The 14628-nt window shown below is 61.0% G+C and carries 19 protein-coding genes; 11 read left to right on the top strand and 8 right to left on the bottom strand.

Features of this window, described 5'->3' with window-relative positions; all coding sequences use genetic code 11:
• Positions 1 to 18 precede the first annotated feature (18 nt).
• The 3 genes from ACK9YZ_RS15595 to ACK9YZ_RS15585 are packed head-to-tail and all read left to right on the top strand — an operon-like array spanning position 19 to position 1037.
• A complete protein-coding gene (locus ACK9YZ_RS15595; protein ID WP_416064422.1) occupies positions 19 to 426 on the top strand; it encodes a DUF2325 domain-containing protein in 408 nt (135 codons plus the stop codon).
• A 13-nt stretch (positions 427 to 439) separates the two neighbouring features.
• A complete protein-coding gene (locus ACK9YZ_RS15590; RefSeq protein ID WP_216755540.1) occupies positions 440 to 712 on the top strand; it encodes a hypothetical protein in 273 nt (90 codons plus the stop codon).
• A 10-nt stretch (positions 713 to 722) separates the two neighbouring features.
• Complete coding sequence (locus ACK9YZ_RS15585) at positions 723 to 1037, top strand: antibiotic biosynthesis monooxygenase family protein (RefSeq protein ID WP_216755539.1); 315 nt, start codon at positions 723 to 725, stop codon at positions 1035 to 1037.
• Positions 1038 to 1100: 63 nt separating this feature from the next.
• Here ACK9YZ_RS15585 and ACK9YZ_RS15580 read toward each other — a convergent pair whose 3' ends face one another.
• Together ACK9YZ_RS15580 and ACK9YZ_RS15575 are read right to left on the bottom strand one after the other, a co-directional pair.
• Positions 1101 to 1472 carry a DUF423 domain-containing protein gene (locus ACK9YZ_RS15580; protein ID WP_216755538.1) on the bottom strand — a complete coding sequence of 124 codons (372 nt, stop codon included), beginning with the start codon at positions 1470 to 1472 and terminating at the stop codon, positions 1101 to 1103.
• Positions 1473 to 1474: 2 nt separating this feature from the next.
• Complete coding sequence (locus tag ACK9YZ_RS15575) at positions 1475 to 1864, bottom strand: group II truncated hemoglobin (protein WP_416064421.1); 390 nt, start codon at positions 1862 to 1864, stop codon at positions 1475 to 1477.
• 246 nt (positions 1865 to 2110) lie between these two features.
• On the opposite strand from ACK9YZ_RS15575, the gene ACK9YZ_RS15570 reads away from it, so the two are divergent.
• The 8 genes from ACK9YZ_RS15570 (at position 2111) to ACK9YZ_RS15535 (ending at position 8239) form a co-directional block, all read left to right on the top strand.
• The gene (locus ACK9YZ_RS15570; RefSeq protein ID WP_416064420.1) at positions 2111 to 2674 is read left to right on the top strand and encodes a TetR/AcrR family transcriptional regulator; all 564 of its coding nucleotides are present in this window, start codon (positions 2111 to 2113) and stop codon (positions 2672 to 2674) included.
• Between the two features lie 19 nt (positions 2675 to 2693).
• Positions 2694 to 3035, top strand: coding sequence for a DMT family transporter (locus ACK9YZ_RS15565; protein WP_416064419.1), 342 nt, complete (start codon positions 2694 to 2696; stop codon positions 3033 to 3035).
• A gap of 183 nt (positions 3036 to 3218) precedes the next feature.
• Positions 3219 to 4004 carry a ThuA domain-containing protein gene (locus tag ACK9YZ_RS15560; RefSeq protein ID WP_416064418.1) on the top strand — a complete coding sequence of 262 codons (786 nt, stop codon included), beginning with the start codon at positions 3219 to 3221 and terminating at the stop codon, positions 4002 to 4004.
• Positions 4005 to 4013: 9 nt separating this feature from the next.
• The gene (locus ACK9YZ_RS15555) at positions 4014 to 5057 is read left to right on the top strand and encodes a Gfo/Idh/MocA family protein (protein ID WP_416064417.1); all 1044 of its coding nucleotides are present in this window, start codon (positions 4014 to 4016) and stop codon (positions 5055 to 5057) included.
• 310 nt (positions 5058 to 5367) lie between these two features.
• The gene (locus ACK9YZ_RS15550) at positions 5368 to 6201 is read left to right on the top strand and encodes an aspartyl/asparaginyl beta-hydroxylase domain-containing protein (RefSeq protein WP_416064416.1); all 834 of its coding nucleotides are present in this window, start codon (positions 5368 to 5370) and stop codon (positions 6199 to 6201) included.
• Positions 6202 to 6495: 294 nt separating this feature from the next.
• Positions 6496 to 7008 carry an RrF2 family transcriptional regulator gene (locus ACK9YZ_RS15545; RefSeq protein ID WP_416064415.1) on the top strand — a complete coding sequence of 171 codons (513 nt, stop codon included), beginning with the start codon at positions 6496 to 6498 and terminating at the stop codon, positions 7006 to 7008.
• Between the two features lie 11 nt (positions 7009 to 7019).
• Complete coding sequence (locus ACK9YZ_RS15540) at positions 7020 to 7802, top strand: SDR family oxidoreductase (RefSeq protein WP_416064414.1); 783 nt, start codon at positions 7020 to 7022, stop codon at positions 7800 to 7802.
• Complete coding sequence (locus tag ACK9YZ_RS15535; protein ID WP_416064413.1) at positions 7802 to 8239, top strand: cupin domain-containing protein; 438 nt, start codon at positions 7802 to 7804, stop codon at positions 8237 to 8239. Before ACK9YZ_RS15540 ends, ACK9YZ_RS15535 begins: the two co-directional genes overlap by 1 nt.
• A 55-nt stretch (positions 8240 to 8294) precedes the next feature.
• On the opposite strand, the gene ACK9YZ_RS15530 is transcribed toward ACK9YZ_RS15535, so the two are convergent.
• The 6 genes from ACK9YZ_RS15530 to ACK9YZ_RS15505 all read right to left on the bottom strand — a co-directional run bounded on the left by ACK9YZ_RS15530 (position 8295) and on the right by ACK9YZ_RS15505 (position 14565).
• On the bottom strand, positions 8295 to 8690 hold the full coding sequence (locus ACK9YZ_RS15530) for a DUF1236 domain-containing protein (protein ID WP_113322509.1): 396 nt from the start codon (positions 8688 to 8690) through the stop codon (positions 8295 to 8297).
• 210 nt (positions 8691 to 8900) lie between these two features.
• Positions 8901 to 10013, bottom strand: coding sequence for an ABC transporter permease (locus ACK9YZ_RS15525; protein ID WP_416064412.1), 1113 nt, complete (start codon positions 10011 to 10013; stop codon positions 8901 to 8903).
• Between the two features lies 1 nt (position 10014).
• The gene (locus tag ACK9YZ_RS15520) at positions 10015 to 11139 is read right to left on the bottom strand and encodes an ABC transporter permease (RefSeq protein WP_216755529.1); all 1125 of its coding nucleotides are present in this window, start codon (positions 11137 to 11139) and stop codon (positions 10015 to 10017) included.
• The gene (locus tag ACK9YZ_RS15515; protein ID WP_416064411.1) at positions 11136 to 12875 is read right to left on the bottom strand and encodes an ATP-binding cassette domain-containing protein; all 1740 of its coding nucleotides are present in this window, start codon (positions 12873 to 12875) and stop codon (positions 11136 to 11138) included. The genes ACK9YZ_RS15520 and ACK9YZ_RS15515 overlap by 4 nt, the downstream gene beginning before the upstream one ends.
• On the bottom strand, positions 12872 to 13879 hold the full coding sequence (gene hlyD, locus ACK9YZ_RS15510; protein WP_416064410.1) for a secretion protein HlyD: 1008 nt from the start codon (positions 13877 to 13879) through the stop codon (positions 12872 to 12874). Before hlyD ends, ACK9YZ_RS15515 begins: the two co-directional genes overlap by 4 nt.
• Positions 13876 to 14565 (bottom strand): CerR family C-terminal domain-containing protein, encoded by a 690-nt coding sequence (locus ACK9YZ_RS15505; protein WP_416064409.1) that lies wholly within the window; start codon positions 14563 to 14565, stop codon positions 13876 to 13878. Before ACK9YZ_RS15505 ends, hlyD begins: the two co-directional genes overlap by 4 nt.
• Between the last annotated feature and the right edge of the window lie 63 nt (positions 14566 to 14628).

Raw genomic sequence — 14628 nt, 5'->3', positions numbered from 1 at the left:
CGAGCGAACGGGTGGTAAATGGCTCGAAAGGCGAAGAAGGGGGCGAACCGGGACATCCGTGTTCAGGCCGATCAGGAGACGAAAGAGTCCTCCTCCGGGCGCTCCAAGCTGGATGGCCGCAGTTTCCTCTATGTCGGCGGCCGGGATTGCCAGGTGGCGCATCTGCGCCAGATCGCCAGCAATTTCGGCGCAGAACTCATCCATCACGATGGCGGGCTTCGCGAAGCCGTTTCGCGCATCGATACGGTGCTTCCTTCGGTCGACTGCGTGTTCTGCCCCATCGACTGTATCAGCCACGATGCCTGCCTGCGCGTGAAGACCGGCTGCAAGAAGTTCGGCAAGGCTTTCATCCCGCTGCGCAACGGCAGCAAGTCCAGCCTGGAACGTGCGCTGAACACGATGAACGAACGAGACAATTCCCGATGAACGGACTTTTCCGATGAATGACGGGCGCCCTGACGGGTTCACGATGATCGGCCTGCACAAGCTCGCCGCTCACGGCGGTGAGGGCCTCGTGCCGGAGCTGTATGAAGTTTTCCTGGAGAATGCCGCGCGCCAGCGCAGCTATCCGAATGTCGTGCTGTTTCCCGCCTGGGAAGCGCGCATGCCCGGTGAAGCGGCTGCAAAACCCATTGGCACGGACGCTGTTGATGGCAATAATATCGTCGCCTTTCCGCGTTATGCGGAGCGGGCGAGCAAGAAAAAGGCGTGAGGAGTTTTTGATGTATATCGCGATGAACCGCTTCAAGGTGGCCGCCGGTGCCGAAGGCGATTTCGAGACTGTCTGGCGCAATCGCGATTCCAGCCTTTCGGAGGTTCCGGGGTTCGTCGAATTCCGTCTGCTGCGTGGCAAGGCCAATGTGGAGGAGGGCTATACGCTATTTTCCTCGCACACGCTCTGGCGCAGCGAAGAGGATTTTCTGAACTGGACGAAGTCGGAGAATTTCCGGGCTGCGCATCGCAATGCGGGGGAGCGCAGGGAGATGTATAAAGGTCCGCCGGTTTTTGAAGGGTTTAATGTAGTCGAGGGCATCTAAGGGCCGCCCCCTTACGGATGCGGTTACCGCTGCTCCCCCTTCTCCCCAAGCGGGGAGAAGGGATTACGTCCGAATCCGCCAAAATGCACTCACCGAAACCGCCAGCCAGCCCAGCATCATCGCCCAGCCGCCCGTGGGCGCGGCGTAGGGAAAGAGGCCGGAGCCGGTGAAGCGCAGGGTGATGAGATCGCCGGCGAAGAGCAAAGTTCCCAAGATCATTAGCAAACCGGCCAACCAGGCGGTTTTGATTTTGCCGGCACCCAGCGCCAGTGCCAGAAGGGCTGGGGCGTGCGCGAGGCACATGGCGGATGCCGAGGCGGCGAGATGGGCCTCGCCGCCGCCATGAGCGGCGAGGGCTGCGAGCGCCACGCCTGCGAGGCCGAACAGGCCGGCGAAGAGGAAGAGTGCCGGTTCCACACGCGCGTTCAGGTTCATGACTATTCCTTGTTCTGCATATGATGGGCGAGCCGTTCCACCGGCGCCCAGATGAGGTCGCGTAGTGCCTGGCTGGCGACGGTTTCATCCATTGCCTGGCGGAAGCAGAGCAACCATTCGTCGCGTTCGACGGGGCCGATCTCGGCAACGAAATGGCGGCTGCGCAGGCGGGGATGGCCGCGCTTGTCGGTATAGAGCGGCGGGCCGCCCAGATAACCGGTCATGTATTCGTAGAATTTCTCTTCGCTGCCTTCGAGACTTGGCGGGTGCACGGCGCGCACGTTTTTGGCCTCCGGCAGCGTGTCCATCAGCTCGTAGAAACGATGCGTCAGCGCCCGGACGGCCGGCTCGCCGCCGATCGCCTCGTATAGTGTGGTGACATTTTCCGTCACGAAACCATCCCTTTATACCCCACTCCGGAGCGGCGGCGTCCCCTCCGCCGCTCCGGGTTTTGTTCAAGCGTCGGATTATCCGAAAACCGCTTCGCAGTTTTCGGTCCTGTCCTCTAGATGCACCCGATCAAAATGGATCGCAACTGTCATCAAAACACCGCGTCATTTCGCGCATAATCCCTTGCAGGGCAGGATCTCCAGCAGATTATTCTTGACAAAACCGTCCAGACGGTATCTTTATAATCCATGTCAAACGCTCATCATCGCAAGAAACAACCCGTGCTCGTGCGCCAGCAGTTGCTGGAGGTCGCCGCGCGTCTTGCTGGTGAGAGCGGCATGAGCGCCGTGACGCTCGATGCGGTCTCGGCTGCGTCAGGCGTCAGCAAGGGCGGGCTGCTGCATCACTTTCCGACGAAGAATGCGCTGCTGGACGCCCTGTTCGAGAGCCTGCTGGAGACGTTCGACGCGGATATAGACGAGCTGATGCGCGCCGATCCGCGGCCGCAGGGCCGGTTCTCGCGCGCCTATCTCCAGGCGGTGTCCGGGCTGAAGGATCGTCCCGACGATTCCAGAAGCTGGACGCAGGTGACGATCGCGCTTCTCGCCGAACCCCGGCTGCGCCTGCGATGGCGCCAATGGGTGGCGGAAAGGGCCGAAGAATATATCGGCACCGACTCCGCGCTCGACGCACTGATCGTGCGTTTTGCCGCCGACGGTCTGTGGTTCGCAGATACGTTGGAAAGCCATGATATCAGCGATGCTCTGAGGCGAGAGCTGATCGCCCGCCTCGTCGAGCTGACCCACAAGTAGATTATGAAGGAATACCGCGATGAACCCGGCTACCATCTATGGGCTACTCGTTGCAGCCATTGTGCTTGAAGTGATCGGCACGACAGCGCTTCAGCTTTCCCAGCAGTTCACCCGCCTCGGGCCGACGGCACTTGTTGTCGCCTGCTATGGGGCCGCCTTCTACTGCCTGTCGCTGACGCTGAAGCATATTCCGGTCGGCATCGCCTATGCGATTTGGAGCGCTTTGGGAATCGTGCTGATTTCCTCCGTCGGGCTTATCTTTTTCAAGCAGCGGCTGGATACGCCCGCCATCATCGGCCTCGGTCTGATCATCTCGGGCGTGATCGTCGTCAACCTGTTCTCCAAGTCCATTTCCCATTGATGTGAAAAGGGGTTTTCTCGGGTCGCGAAGCCTGGAAAAATCCTCTTTGTCAAAATACCGACAAACGTCTATGTCTTCCTCTGACGTGGAGGAGGGAATGCTTTGGCTGGCCATCTTTCCAAAGCGCTTTGAATCCCGCCTTCCTGATTGCCCAAAATCCAAAGGTTCCAGAGGAGCACCGCCATGGCCATTCGCACCATCGTCTGGGGTGAGAACATCCACGAGACAACCAATGAGATCGTCCGGGGCATCTATCCCGAGGGCATGCACACGACGATCGCCAAGGCACTGAACACCGATCCGGCGATTTCGGCGACGACCGCCACGCTGCAGGAGCCCGAGCATGGGTTGAGCGAAGCCCGGCTTGCCGAGACTGACGTTCTGACCTGGTGGGGTCACAAGGATCATGGCGCGGTTTCCGACGTCGTCGTCGAGCGTGTCGCCAAGCGGGTGTGGGAAGGCATGGGCCTGCTGGTGCTGCATTCCGGTCATTTCTCGAAGATCTTCAAGCGTCTGATGGGCACGCCCTGTGCGCTCAAATGGCGCGAGGCAGGTGAGCGGGAGCGGCTTTGGACGATCAACCAGCGCCATCCGATCGCCGCCGGCATCAGTGAGCATTTCGAACTGGAAAACGAGGAAATGTACGGCGAGCAATTCTCGGTGCCGGAGCCGCTGGAAACGGTGTTCATCTCCTGGTTCCAGGGCGGCGAAGTCTTCCGTTCAGGCCTGACCTGGCGGCGCGGTGCCGGCAACATCTTCTATTTCCGCCCCGGCCACGAAACCTATCCGACCTATCACGATGCGAATGTGCAGAAGGTGCTGATCAACGGCGTGAAGTGGGCCTATAACCCCGAGGGTGCATTGAAGAGCATCACCGATGCTCCAAATGTGCCGGTAGAAAAAGCACTGGAGCCGATCGTCGAACGCGGCCCAAGACTGCATCAGGCCGGCGAAGCCGGTTACCGCTGAGGAGCATCCATGCGACTACTCGTTCTTGGTACGGGCGTGATGGCGAAAAACCAGCTCGCCCACTTCATGAATATGGACGGCGTTACCGTCGTCGGCGCCGTCGACACGGATTCCGAACGCCTGGCCGCCTTTGCCGATAAGTTCAATATCGAGAAGCGGTTTCTGACGCTGGAGGAGGCGATCGCCTGGGGCGAATTCGATGCGGCGACCAATATCACGCCCGACCGGATTCACCACCCGACCACGATGGCGCTGATTGCGGCCGGCAAGCATGTGCTTTGTGAGAAACCGCTGGCGGAAAATTATCCAAGGGCGCTGGAGATGACGGAAGCGGCTGAAAAGGCCGGCGTCATCAACATGGTGAACCTCACCTATCGCAACGTCGCTCCCCTGCAGCGCGCCCGCGAGATGGTGCTCTCGGGCGAGCTCGGCACGATCAAGCATGTGGAGGCCTCCTATCTTCAGAGCTGGCTCGTTTCGCGCGCCTGGGGCGACTGGCGCACGGAATCGACCTGGCTGTGGCGCTTGTCCACCGGTCACGGTTCGAACGGCGTGCTTGGCGATGTCGGCATCCATATCCTCGATTTCGCCGCCTATGGCGCTGCTACCGATATCGACCACGTCTTTGCGCGGCTCAAAACCTTCAACAAGGCGCCGGGCGGCCAGATCGGCGAATATATGCTCGACGCCAATGACAGCTTCACCATGTCGGTCGATTTCGCCAATGGCGCGCTCGGTGTCATCCATGCCAGCCGCTGGGCGACAGGACACCTGAACGAGCTGAAGCTGCGCATCTATGGCGAGAAAGGCAGCCTCGAAGTCATCCATCGCCCAAGCGGCTCCGAGCTGCACGGCTGCCTTGGCGAGGATGTCGAAACTGCGACGTGGAAGCCGGTCGACGTGCCACCGGTTCCAACCAACTATCAGCGCTTTGCCGAGGCCGTGGCAACGGGGGTGCAGCTCGACCCGAACTTCCGTCATGCGGCAAACCTGCAGAAGGTGCTCGACCTTGCCATGGTCACCGAGCGCGAACGCCGCGAACTGAAAGTCTGATATTTCTCCAGGACATCTCCGAGAGATTGTCACCGCCGCCCTCCGAGCACGGCGGTGACATGCGGCAATTGATCGCTAAAACCTGTACTTAAGTGTACTTGAGCCACGCCAAGCACTAGCCATATTTACTCGATGGTCAACGCTGCAACCGTCGTATCGGCGGCTCCTGCGGAAGGCCATGTCATTCCCAAAGCATTTCCGGTTTTGTTCAAAATAGGGAAGTGCTCTTTTCTTCGTTTTGACGCAATTCCGGATGCAAAAATCGCTGTGCACTTTTGCTGGAATTGCTCTAGTCTGCAACGGAAAACACATGACTGACATTATCGCCAATACACCCCTTCCCGAAAAAACCGCCCCCGAGACACAAGATTTCGCCACCGCCGGAATCGCCCCCATGGACCGGCCGAGCGCGATAACGCGGTTCTTCATGGGCATCGTCGCCTGGGCGGAAGGCCTGAATTTCAAATATGCGAAGCTTGGCAATCCGCCTGTTTATGACAATTCAGTCTTCCCGTGGGCGACGGAGGTCGAAAAGGCCTGGCCGCAGATCCGCGCCGAACTCGACCGTGTGCTGGTGCGCCAGAGCGAGCTGCCGAGCTTTCAGGAAATCTCCACCGACGTCGCGACAATTTCCAAGGATAATCGCTGGAAGACCTTCTTCCTCCTCGGCTTTGGCGTGAAGTCGGAGCAGAATATCAGGGCTTGCCCGCAAACCTGGAAGGCGGTGCAGAAGATCCCGGGGCTGAAGACGGCGATGTTTTCGATCTTCGAGCCTGGCAAACACCTGCCGGCGCATCGCGGCCCCTATAATGGCGTGCTGCGCCTGCATCTCGGCATGATCGTGCCCGAACCAGTCGACAAGCTCGCCATCCGCGTCAAGGACCAGATCTGCCATTGGCAGGAAGGCAAGGCGCTGATCTTCGACGATGCCTATGAGCACGAGGCCTGGAACCACACGGACAAAACGCGTGTCGTGCTGTTCATCGATTTCGTGAAGCCGCTGAAATTCCCGGCACGGCTGATCAACTGGACCCTGCTCAATCTTGCGATTTTCACGCCGTTCATCCGCGAAGGGCTCGATAATCACAAGGAGTGGGAAAAGAAGTTCTACGCTCAGGCGGAAGCCTTGCGGAATCGCGGCTGAGACGGACCTTCCTGCTTGCCCAAGGTCATCTTCGGCACTGTGCAAGCATCTGCCGACGTCGATGATAAGGTTACGGCTTAGATGGTCGGGACAAGTCCGCGCGTGACAAAAATTAGGACTTGTACCGTATCCATAAGTTGAAGGCCCTGCAATGCGGGGCCTTTTTCTTTATTCGCTGACCTGAATTGCGCGGCTGGACTGCGTGGAAATATCGCTGAACGTATTGTTCACCCGAGGACATATTGACGACGCCCTAAATCGTGGATAAAGTTTATCTACGATTGGAAACGGCAGATGAAACTCAGGGACGGCGTAGAGCAGGCAATTCATTGCGTGACTTTCCTCTCCGGATTGTCGGAGGAGGGGGTACTGTCGGCGGCGGCACTTGCGGAGCTTCACGGCGTTTCTGCGGGCTACCTGCTGAAGCATCTGCAGGCATTATCGGGCGCCGGGCTGCTCGTGACGACGCCGGGACCGAAGGGCGGATACAGGCTGGCGAAGGCGAAGGAGGAGATCACTCTCCTTGACGTCGTGCTGGCCGTGGAAGGCGCCGCACCGGCCTTTCGCTGCGCTGAAATCCGTCAGCGCGGCCCCAATCCTCTGCCAGGGTGGTATTTCACCAAACCCTGCCAGATCAATGCGGCGATGCTGAAGGCCGAAAAGACCTATCGCGCCGAACTCGCCAAGGTGACCATCGCGGACATCGTGGCTGATGTCATGGCAGACGATGACGGCGGTATCGCCGCCCGCGGCTGCGCTTTCCTTGAACTCAACGAAAGAAAGGCGGGCAATCGGGCCTCGTCTTAGGAGAAGCTATCATGAGCACGTCCAAGAAGGTCGTCGTTATCGGCGGCACGGGCCTTGTCGGCTCCAGGGCCGTTACCATTCTTCGCAATGCCGGTCATGACGTCGTCGTCGCCAGCTCCAGAAACGGAATCAACGCCTTTACGGGCGAGGGACTCGAAGCCGCACTTTCAGGAACGGATGCCGTCATCGACGTCTCCAACATCGTTTCCTACGACGAGCCGATCATTCGCAATTTCTTTGCGACCGCCACCCGCAACCTGACCGCAGCCGAAAGATCGGCCGGCGTTCGCCACCATGTCGTGCTGTCCATCGTGGGCACCAGCGAGCTCTCGGGCAATCCCTATGTGAGCGGCAAGCAGGCGCAGGAAGACGCGGTGCAGGCCTCAGGACAGGACTATACGATAGTTCGCGCCACGCAGTTCTACGAATTCATGGAGACGCTGGCCGAGGCCTATTCCGCTGACGGCGCGGTAGACGTCCCCGATATCCTGTTCCAGCCGATCGCGGCTGATGATGTCGCGGCGGCATTGGTGAGCATTGCGCTCGGCAAGCCGCACAATGGGATTGTCGACCTTGCCGGTCCGGACCGCGCCGGCTTTGGCGAACTCATGCGGACATACCTGGCCGCAAAGGGCGACAAACGCAGCGTCGGCGTCGATCCAACCCTCGGCTATTTCGGGGCGCCGGTCACGGCTACCTCGCTCGTTCCGACAGGCGCCTTCATGCAGGGTCAGACCGCGCTTGCGGATTGGCTCCGCCAACAGAATCATGCATCGCAAGTGGAGAAAGCATAATGAAAACGATCCTTTATGCCATGATGGCCCTCGTTCTGCCGGGCACCGTCGCCTCGGCGCACGACCGCACCAAGGGTGAACTCGTCTACGAGTCGAAAGGGGCGAAAGTGACGGAGGTCTACGAGCACGCGCTTCCGGATGTTCCGGGCAAGAGCGTGAAAGGTGTCCTCGTCGAATACGAGCCCGGCGGCTACAGCTCGGCGCATACCCATGCCAAATCGGCGCTTATCTATGCGACCGTTCTCGAAGGCGCCATCTTGAGCGGGGTGAATGGTGGCGAGGTGAAGACCTTCACCAAGGGAATGAACTTCACGGAGCTTCCCGGCGACCGGCACGATGTCAGCGCCAATGCCAGCAAGACGAAACCGGCGAAGCTGCTCGCCGTGTTTGTTGTCGATACGGCTGACGCGGTTCTGACGACACCGCGCAAGCCCTGACATTTTTGAAAACTGCTCGTGAAAGAGGCCCCGCCGGAGAGCGGGGCCTTTGCGTTCATTCGATCACTTGAACCACACGATGGGTCTGCGGCTCGACGATCACATGACGGTCGTTGATGACGGTATAGGCATAACGCGGATTATCCGGCACCGGGATCACCTGGACGTCTGCGGGCAGGGGCTTGCCGACGACGATCGGCTGCTGCACCACCACTGCTGACGGCGGGGCCGGCTGCTGCTGGACGTAGGTGACGACCTCGCGCGGCGGCGGATCGACCACAGCACCGGCTACACCGCCTGCCACGCCGCCGATTGCAGCGCCCACGGGGCCGCCGACAATAGCGCCGGTGATTGCGCCGCCGGCAGCGCCCGTCACGGCTCCATCGGCCATCGCATTCGTGGCGAGGGACGAGAGCGCAAGCGCACTCGATACAAGAATGATCTTGTACATTTTGCTTCTCCTTTAGCTCAAGAGCATTTGCGTTTTTCAAGGAAAGACGAAAATGCTATCCGCTTGTTTTCAGACAATTCCTGACGCGAAAGCGCTGCGGGAATTGGTTGGGTTTGCAATTGGGTAACGAGCCCATCGTGTCGTTGTTCCGGCCAGAGAACTGCTTCGGAGTCACGGTTTGGGAGGTCGGTTTACATAGCGTGAGGCGCGCTATTCCAGCCTGCGGCGGAACAGCCAGGCGGCGGCACCAAGCGTCGCGCAGGCAATCAGCGCCAGCGGAATCGTCTGGTTCAACACCTCGGCGGCGGGGATATTCTTCAGAAAGACACCTTTGACGATGATGAGGAAATAGCGCAGCGGATTGATGATCGTGACTGGCTGCAGCCAGTCCGGCATGTTTTCGATCGGCGTCGCAAAACCCGAAAGCAGCATGGCGGGTACCATGAACAGGAAGGCGCCGAGGATCGCCTGCTGCTGTGTCATTGAGAGTGCCGATATGAAGAGGCCGACGCCGGCGACCGAACCCAGATAGAAGATCGAGCCGCCGTAAAGCAGGACGAGCGAGCCGCGCAACGGCACGCCGAAGACGAAGATCGCCGCCAGCACATAAATCGTCATATGGAAAAGGCCGATCAGCATAGGCGGAATGAGCTTGCCGATCAGGATCTCATGGACGCGCAGCGGCGAGACCATCAGCTGGTCGAAGGTGCCGAGTTCCCTTTCGCGGGCGATGGAAAGGGCGGTGACGATGAGGCCGATCACGAGGGCTATGCTGGCAATCAGGTTCGGCACCATGAACCATTGATAGGTGAGGTTGGCGTTGAACCAGTTGCGCGGCACGGTCGCGACCGTCTTCGCCATGGCGCGCCGGCCTGCCGGCGTTTCGGCTGAAAGCGTCATGCCGATCTGGGTGAGATAGCCGGAAACGATCTGCGAGGCATTGGAGCGGCGGCCGTCGAGGATGATCTGCAGATCGGCCGATGCTCCGGCCTCGATGTTGCGGGAGAAATCGGGGCCGATCTCGATGGCCGCAATGGCGGTCTGGCCGTCGATCGCCTCGCGGATGTCGGTCTGGTTCCCGGCAGTCTCGATGCGCCGGAAGGTCGGCGAGCCCTGGATGCGCTCGATCAGCTCCTGTCCCCAATGGCCGCTGTCGCGGTTCAACACCATGACATCGACATTGCGCACCTCCAGCGTCGCCGCATAGGAAAAGACGAGAAGCTGCATGACGGGCGGCACGATGAGCACGAAGCGGCCCTTGGGGTCGCGCAGGACGGCCAGCAGTTCCTTTGTCATGAGCGCGCTAAGCCGGGTCCACCACATCTCAGCCGATCCTCTTTTTGGTGCTGCGGGCGGCGAGCAGGAACATGATGCCGCCGATGACAAGCATGACGGCGATTGCGTGCCCAAACATCGGCCAGATATCGCCGGCCAGAAACACCGTCTGCAGGCTGGGGATGAGGTAGCGGGCGGGCACGATGATGGTGATCCACTGGATTATCTGAGGCATGGAATTGATCTCGAAGAGAAAGCCCGAGAGCAGGAAGGCCGGCAGGAAGCCGCTGGTCAAGGCGATCTGCGAGGCGAGGAACTGGTTCTTCGTCGCCGTCGATATCAGCAGGCCTTGGCCGAGCGCCGGGATCAGGAAGGCGGCCGACAGCGCGTAGAGGGCTGCGACCGAGCCGCGGAAGGGCACATCAAAGAGGAAGACCGCCAACAGCACGCAGAGCGTCATAGAGGCGAGGCCGAGCAGGAAATAGGGGAGGATCTTGCCGGCCAGCAGTTCGGCCGCCGTCACCGGCGTTGCCATCATCGCTTCCATCGTGCCGCGTTCCCATTCGCGGGCGACGACAAGCGAGGTCAGCAGCGTGCCGACCAGGGTCATGACGATGGCGATGGAGCCGGGGACGAGGAAGTTGCGGCTCGTCAGCTCCGGATTGAACCAGAAGCGCTGCTCGATGGAGATTGGGGGACCCGCCGCTACCGTTTCGGATTGCCGCTGCCGCTCCCAGTTGGCGACCGCACCTTGCGCATAGTTCTGCACGAAATTGGCGGTGTTGGGGTCCGAACCATCGACGAGAACCTGAATTTGCGGGCGGTTGCCGGCGGCATAATCGGTCGCGAAATCGGCCGGAATGACGACGATGCCGCGGACATTGCCGAGCACCAGATCATTCTCGAACAGGCGCCGGTCGCGCCCGACCGTGACGGAGAAATAGCGCGAGGCCTGGAAGCTTGCGGAGAGATCCTGCGTCAGCGGCGTTGCCTGCTCCAGCACCAGGCCGATGCGGGTGCGCGTCGTATCCAGCGATACGCCATAGCCAAAGAGGAAGAGCAGGATCAGTGGCAGCACGAAGGCGATCAGAATGGTGCTGGGGTCGCGGATCGCCTGATAGCTTTCCTTGCGCACGAGGGCGGCAAAGCGACGGGCTCTGGAGGAGGTGCTCATGCGGCTTCCTCCGTTTCGGAGTCCTGAACCAGCGCGATGAAGGCATCTTCCATCGTCGGGTCCGGCTGTTCCTTCGTCGCGACACGTGCCTTCAATTCGTCGGGCGAGCCGAGGGCGATCGAACGGCCGTGATAGATCAGCGAGATGCGGTCGCAATATTCGGCCTCGTCCATGAAATGCGTCGTCACCAGCACCGTGACACCCTTTTCGACGAGCGCATTGATATGGGTCCAGAATTCGCGCCGCGTGATCGGGTCGACGCCCGAAGTGGGCTCGTCGAGGAAAAGCGCGCGCGGTTCGTGCATGACGGCGCAGGCGAGCGCCAGGCGCTGTTTCAGGCCGAGCGGCAGGTCTTTGGCGGAATGGCGCGCGTGGCGGCCGAAATCGAAGATCTCGGTCATCAGCTCTATGCGTTCGCGGCGCCGACTGCCGGAGAGGCCATAGACGCCGGCGAAGAATTCGAGGTTCTGCATGACGGTGAGATCGCCGTAGAGCGAGAATTTCTGCGCCATGTAGCCGAGCTGGTTGCGCGCCTCTGCGGCATCCTTGCGCAGATCGAAGCCGGCAACGCGGCCTTCGCCTTCCGTCGGCTTCAAGAGGCCGCAGAGCATCTTGAAGGTGGTGGACTTGCCGGCGCCGTTCGGGCCGAGCAGGCCGAAGATCTCGCCGCGGCTGATATCGAAGGTGATCTTGTCGGCGGCGGTGAAATCCCCGAAACGCTTGGTCAGGCCGCGCGCCTCGATGACGGGACGGTCGCCCGTTTCGCTCGGCGACCCCTGCGCCTCCGCCAGTTTCGAGCGGCCGCCGGGGCCGCCGCCCAGCATGTCGATGAAGGCGTCTTCGAAACGGGGAGGGGTGGGCGTCAGTTTTGCCTGACCGCCGTTGCCGCTGATATCAGGCATCTCATCCTTGCCGGTGACGAGGCGGATGGCATCGCCCTGGATGACGCCGTCGACGACGCCTTTCGTCTGCAGCAGCTCGGCCAGCACCTGCCGCCGGCGGCCCGTTACACCCGAGATCTTGAAGACGCGGTCTTCCACCCGGCCGGTCAGGTCATGCGGCTTGCCGGAAAAGAGCAGCTTGCCCTGATTGAGCAGCAGAACATGGTCGCAGGCCTCGGCCTCATCCAGATAGGCGGTCGACCAGAGGACGCCGATGCCTTCCTGCGTCAGGTTCTCGACCATTTTCCAGAGATCTCGCCGCGAGATCGGATCGACGCCGACACCAGGTTCGTCGAGCAGCAGCAGGCGCGGCTTCTTCAGAAGCGCGCAGGCAAGGCCGAGCTTCTGTTTCATGCCGCCTGAAAGCTTGCCGGCAAGGCGTGTGGTGAAGCGCTTCAGGTCGGTGAAGGTCAGAAGCTCGTCGAAGGCGCTCGCGCGCTCGCGCTTCGGCAGGCCGCGCAGATCGGCATAGAGATCGAGGTTCTCCTGAACCGAGAGATCCTCATAGAGGCCGAAGCGCTGCGGCATGTAGCCGATCGAGGCCTGGATGGCGGCCGGGTTCTTCTGTGTATCGAAGCCCAGCACCTCGACCGTGCCGCTGTCCGGCAACATGAGGCCGGTCATCAGCCGGATCAGCGTCGTCTTGCCGGCGCCATCGGGGCCGACGAGGCCGGTGATCGCGCCGCCCTTGACCTCGCCGGAGACGGCATCGAGCGCGGCCGGGCCATCGCCGAAGCGCTTGGTGACGTCGGTCAGCCGGACCAGTACCTCATCCGTTTGCGGGGAAGGGTTCATCGCGCGGCCAGCGTGGGAAAGTGCACGGTGACCGGCATGCCCTGGCGCAGATCCGGGCCAGGCTTGTCGATGACGATGCGCAGGCGATAGACGAGATCGGTGCGAAGCTCGGGGGTCTCGACCGATTTCGGCGTGAATTCGGCCACCGGCGAAATGAAGCCGATCGTGCCGTCATAGGGCTTGTCGGGTTGCGTATCGGAGGTCACCTGAACCTTCATGCCGGGATGCAGGCGGCCGAGATCGCCTTCGGAGACGTAGCTGCGCACCCAGACCGGCTCTGTCAGCGAGAGCACGAAGACGGTATCGGCCGGCGAGACGATGGCGCCGGGTTCCCGCACTCGGGAAAGGATGACGCCGTCATTTGGCGCGAGCAGTTCGGCATCGGCAAGCGAGATGCGGGCGGCGGCCAACGAGGATTGCGCGGCCTTCAATTGCGCCTCGGCATTGGCAATGTCTTCCACGCGGCTGCCCTCCTGCAGTAGTTTCAGCGCTTCATTGGCGGAATCCGAACGCGCCACAGCCATCGAGCGATTGGCAGTCGCCTCGTCGAGATTCGCCTCTGATATCGTGCCCTGGGGACGGAGCTGGCGGGCGCGGTCATAGGCAATGTTGGCATTGCGCAGCGCGGCAAGGCTTTCATCATAGGCCGCCTGGGCCTGGGCGATCTCCGTCGGGCGCGGGCCGGCTTTCAGCTTGTCGAGCGTCGCCTGCAGAGCCGCGACATTGGCCTCGGCAGAGGCGGTGGCCGCCTGGAAAGGCGCGGCATCGAGTTTGCCGAGCATCTCGCCGCTTTTGATCATGTCGCCCTCATCGACGGCAAGCGAGGCAATCCGGCCATTGACGCGGAAGCCGAGAGAGACCTGGCGGATATCGACATTGCCGTAGAGCGCGAATTCCTTGCTCTTTTGCGGCAGCCAGCCGAGCTTCTGGGGCAAGCCGTACCACCAGGCAGCGGCACCGGCGGCAATCAGAATAATGATGGCAAGGGGGAGTATCCGTCTCATCGGGTATTTCCTTCCGCCTGACGCAGTTGCCCGACAAGTTCTGCAACGAGATTCCGCAGGGTCTGGAGTTGTTCAGGGCCGACCGACTGCCACTCCATCTGGGCGAGAACGGCGGCGTGGGCGAGACGGAAAACCATGATGTTGCCAACGAAGGCGAGGGTGCGCAGCCGCACATGTTCGGAGGCCGGGTCTTCGCGCAGGATGGTGCCAATAAGCCGGCGTGCCATCTCGATCATCGGGCGCATAATGCCCTGATAGATGCGGGTGAAAGCCTCCGTCGGCTCCATCTGCTCGCGGATGATGAAGCGCGCCCAGGGCTCGGATTCCTTGCTGACCAAAAGGCCGACCATGGTCGTGGCCATATCCGTCAGGAAGAGCCGTGCCTGCTCTTCGCCGAGCTCCTGTCCGGCGGCCGCGAGTTCCATGAGATGGGTACCAATGTGCTGCCGCAGGCCGCCGATATGGCGCTCGATGCGCGTCACCAGATATTCGGCGGTTGCGACATAGAGCCCTTCCTTGCCGCCGAAATAATAGGGAATGGCCTGCAGGTTGACGCCCGCAGCCTCGCTCAGCTGGCGCGTCGATGTGCCATCGAAGCCGTGGCGGCCGAAGACATCGAGGGCTGCTGTCAGCAGCTTTTCGCGGGTAATTTCGGCGCGGTTTGGTTGCGTTTGTTCATCAGTCATGGCCCATGTATAGCGCCTATCGTTATTTCAGTCAATCGAATGAATGCTTGACCTGTCAGGCCC

Origin of the sequence: Rhizobium sp. ZK1 (assembly GCF_047782645.1) — a bacterium.
Lineage (GTDB): Bacteria > Pseudomonadota > Alphaproteobacteria > Rhizobiales > Rhizobiaceae > Rhizobium.
The sequence above is the reverse complement of the archived record's forward strand: the minus strand, read 5'-3'. Positions and strand labels throughout refer to the sequence as shown.

Coding starts and splice junctions, on each gene's coding strand:
- ACK9YZ_RS15515 (WP_416064411.1), bottom strand. CDS start 12,875: ATGAACCCTTCCCCGCAAACGGATGAGGTACTGGTCCGGCTGACCGAC.
- ACK9YZ_RS15585 (WP_216755539.1), top strand. CDS start 723: ATGTATATCGCGATGAACCGCTTCAAGGTGGCCGCCGGTGCCGAAGGC.
- ACK9YZ_RS15565 (WP_416064419.1), top strand. CDS start 2,694: ATGAACCCGGCTACCATCTATGGGCTACTCGTTGCAGCCATTGTGCTT.
- ACK9YZ_RS15590 (WP_216755540.1), top strand. CDS start 440: ATGAATGACGGGCGCCCTGACGGGTTCACGATGATCGGCCTGCACAAG.
- ACK9YZ_RS15595 (WP_416064422.1), top strand. CDS start 19: ATGGCTCGAAAGGCGAAGAAGGGGGCGAACCGGGACATCCGTGTTCAG.
- hlyD (WP_416064410.1), bottom strand. CDS start 13,879: ATGAGACGGATACTCCCCCTTGCCATCATTATTCTGATTGCCGCCGGT.
- ACK9YZ_RS15545 (WP_416064415.1), top strand. CDS start 6,496: ATGAAACTCAGGGACGGCGTAGAGCAGGCAATTCATTGCGTGACTTTC.
- ACK9YZ_RS15570 (WP_416064420.1), top strand. CDS start 2,111: ATGTCAAACGCTCATCATCGCAAGAAACAACCCGTGCTCGTGCGCCAG.
- ACK9YZ_RS15550 (WP_416064416.1), top strand. CDS start 5,368: ATGACTGACATTATCGCCAATACACCCCTTCCCGAAAAAACCGCCCCC.
- ACK9YZ_RS15530 (WP_113322509.1), bottom strand. CDS start 8,690: ATGTACAAGATCATTCTTGTATCGAGTGCGCTTGCGCTCTCGTCCCTC.
- ACK9YZ_RS15540 (WP_416064414.1), top strand. CDS start 7,020: ATGAGCACGTCCAAGAAGGTCGTCGTTATCGGCGGCACGGGCCTTGTC.
- ACK9YZ_RS15520 (WP_216755529.1), bottom strand. CDS start 11,139: ATGAGCACCTCCTCCAGAGCCCGTCGCTTTGCCGCCCTCGTGCGCAAG.
- ACK9YZ_RS15580 (WP_216755538.1), bottom strand. CDS start 1,472: ATGAACCTGAACGCGCGTGTGGAACCGGCACTCTTCCTCTTCGCCGGC.
- ACK9YZ_RS15525 (WP_416064412.1), bottom strand. CDS start 10,013: ATGTGGTGGACCCGGCTTAGCGCGCTCATGACAAAGGAACTGCTGGCC.
- ACK9YZ_RS15555 (WP_416064417.1), top strand. CDS start 4,014: ATGCGACTACTCGTTCTTGGTACGGGCGTGATGGCGAAAAACCAGCTC.
- ACK9YZ_RS15505 (WP_416064409.1), bottom strand. CDS start 14,565: ATGACTGATGAACAAACGCAACCAAACCGCGCCGAAATTACCCGCGAA.
- ACK9YZ_RS15560 (WP_416064418.1), top strand. CDS start 3,219: ATGGCCATTCGCACCATCGTCTGGGGTGAGAACATCCACGAGACAACC.
- ACK9YZ_RS15535 (WP_416064413.1), top strand. CDS start 7,802: ATGAAAACGATCCTTTATGCCATGATGGCCCTCGTTCTGCCGGGCACC.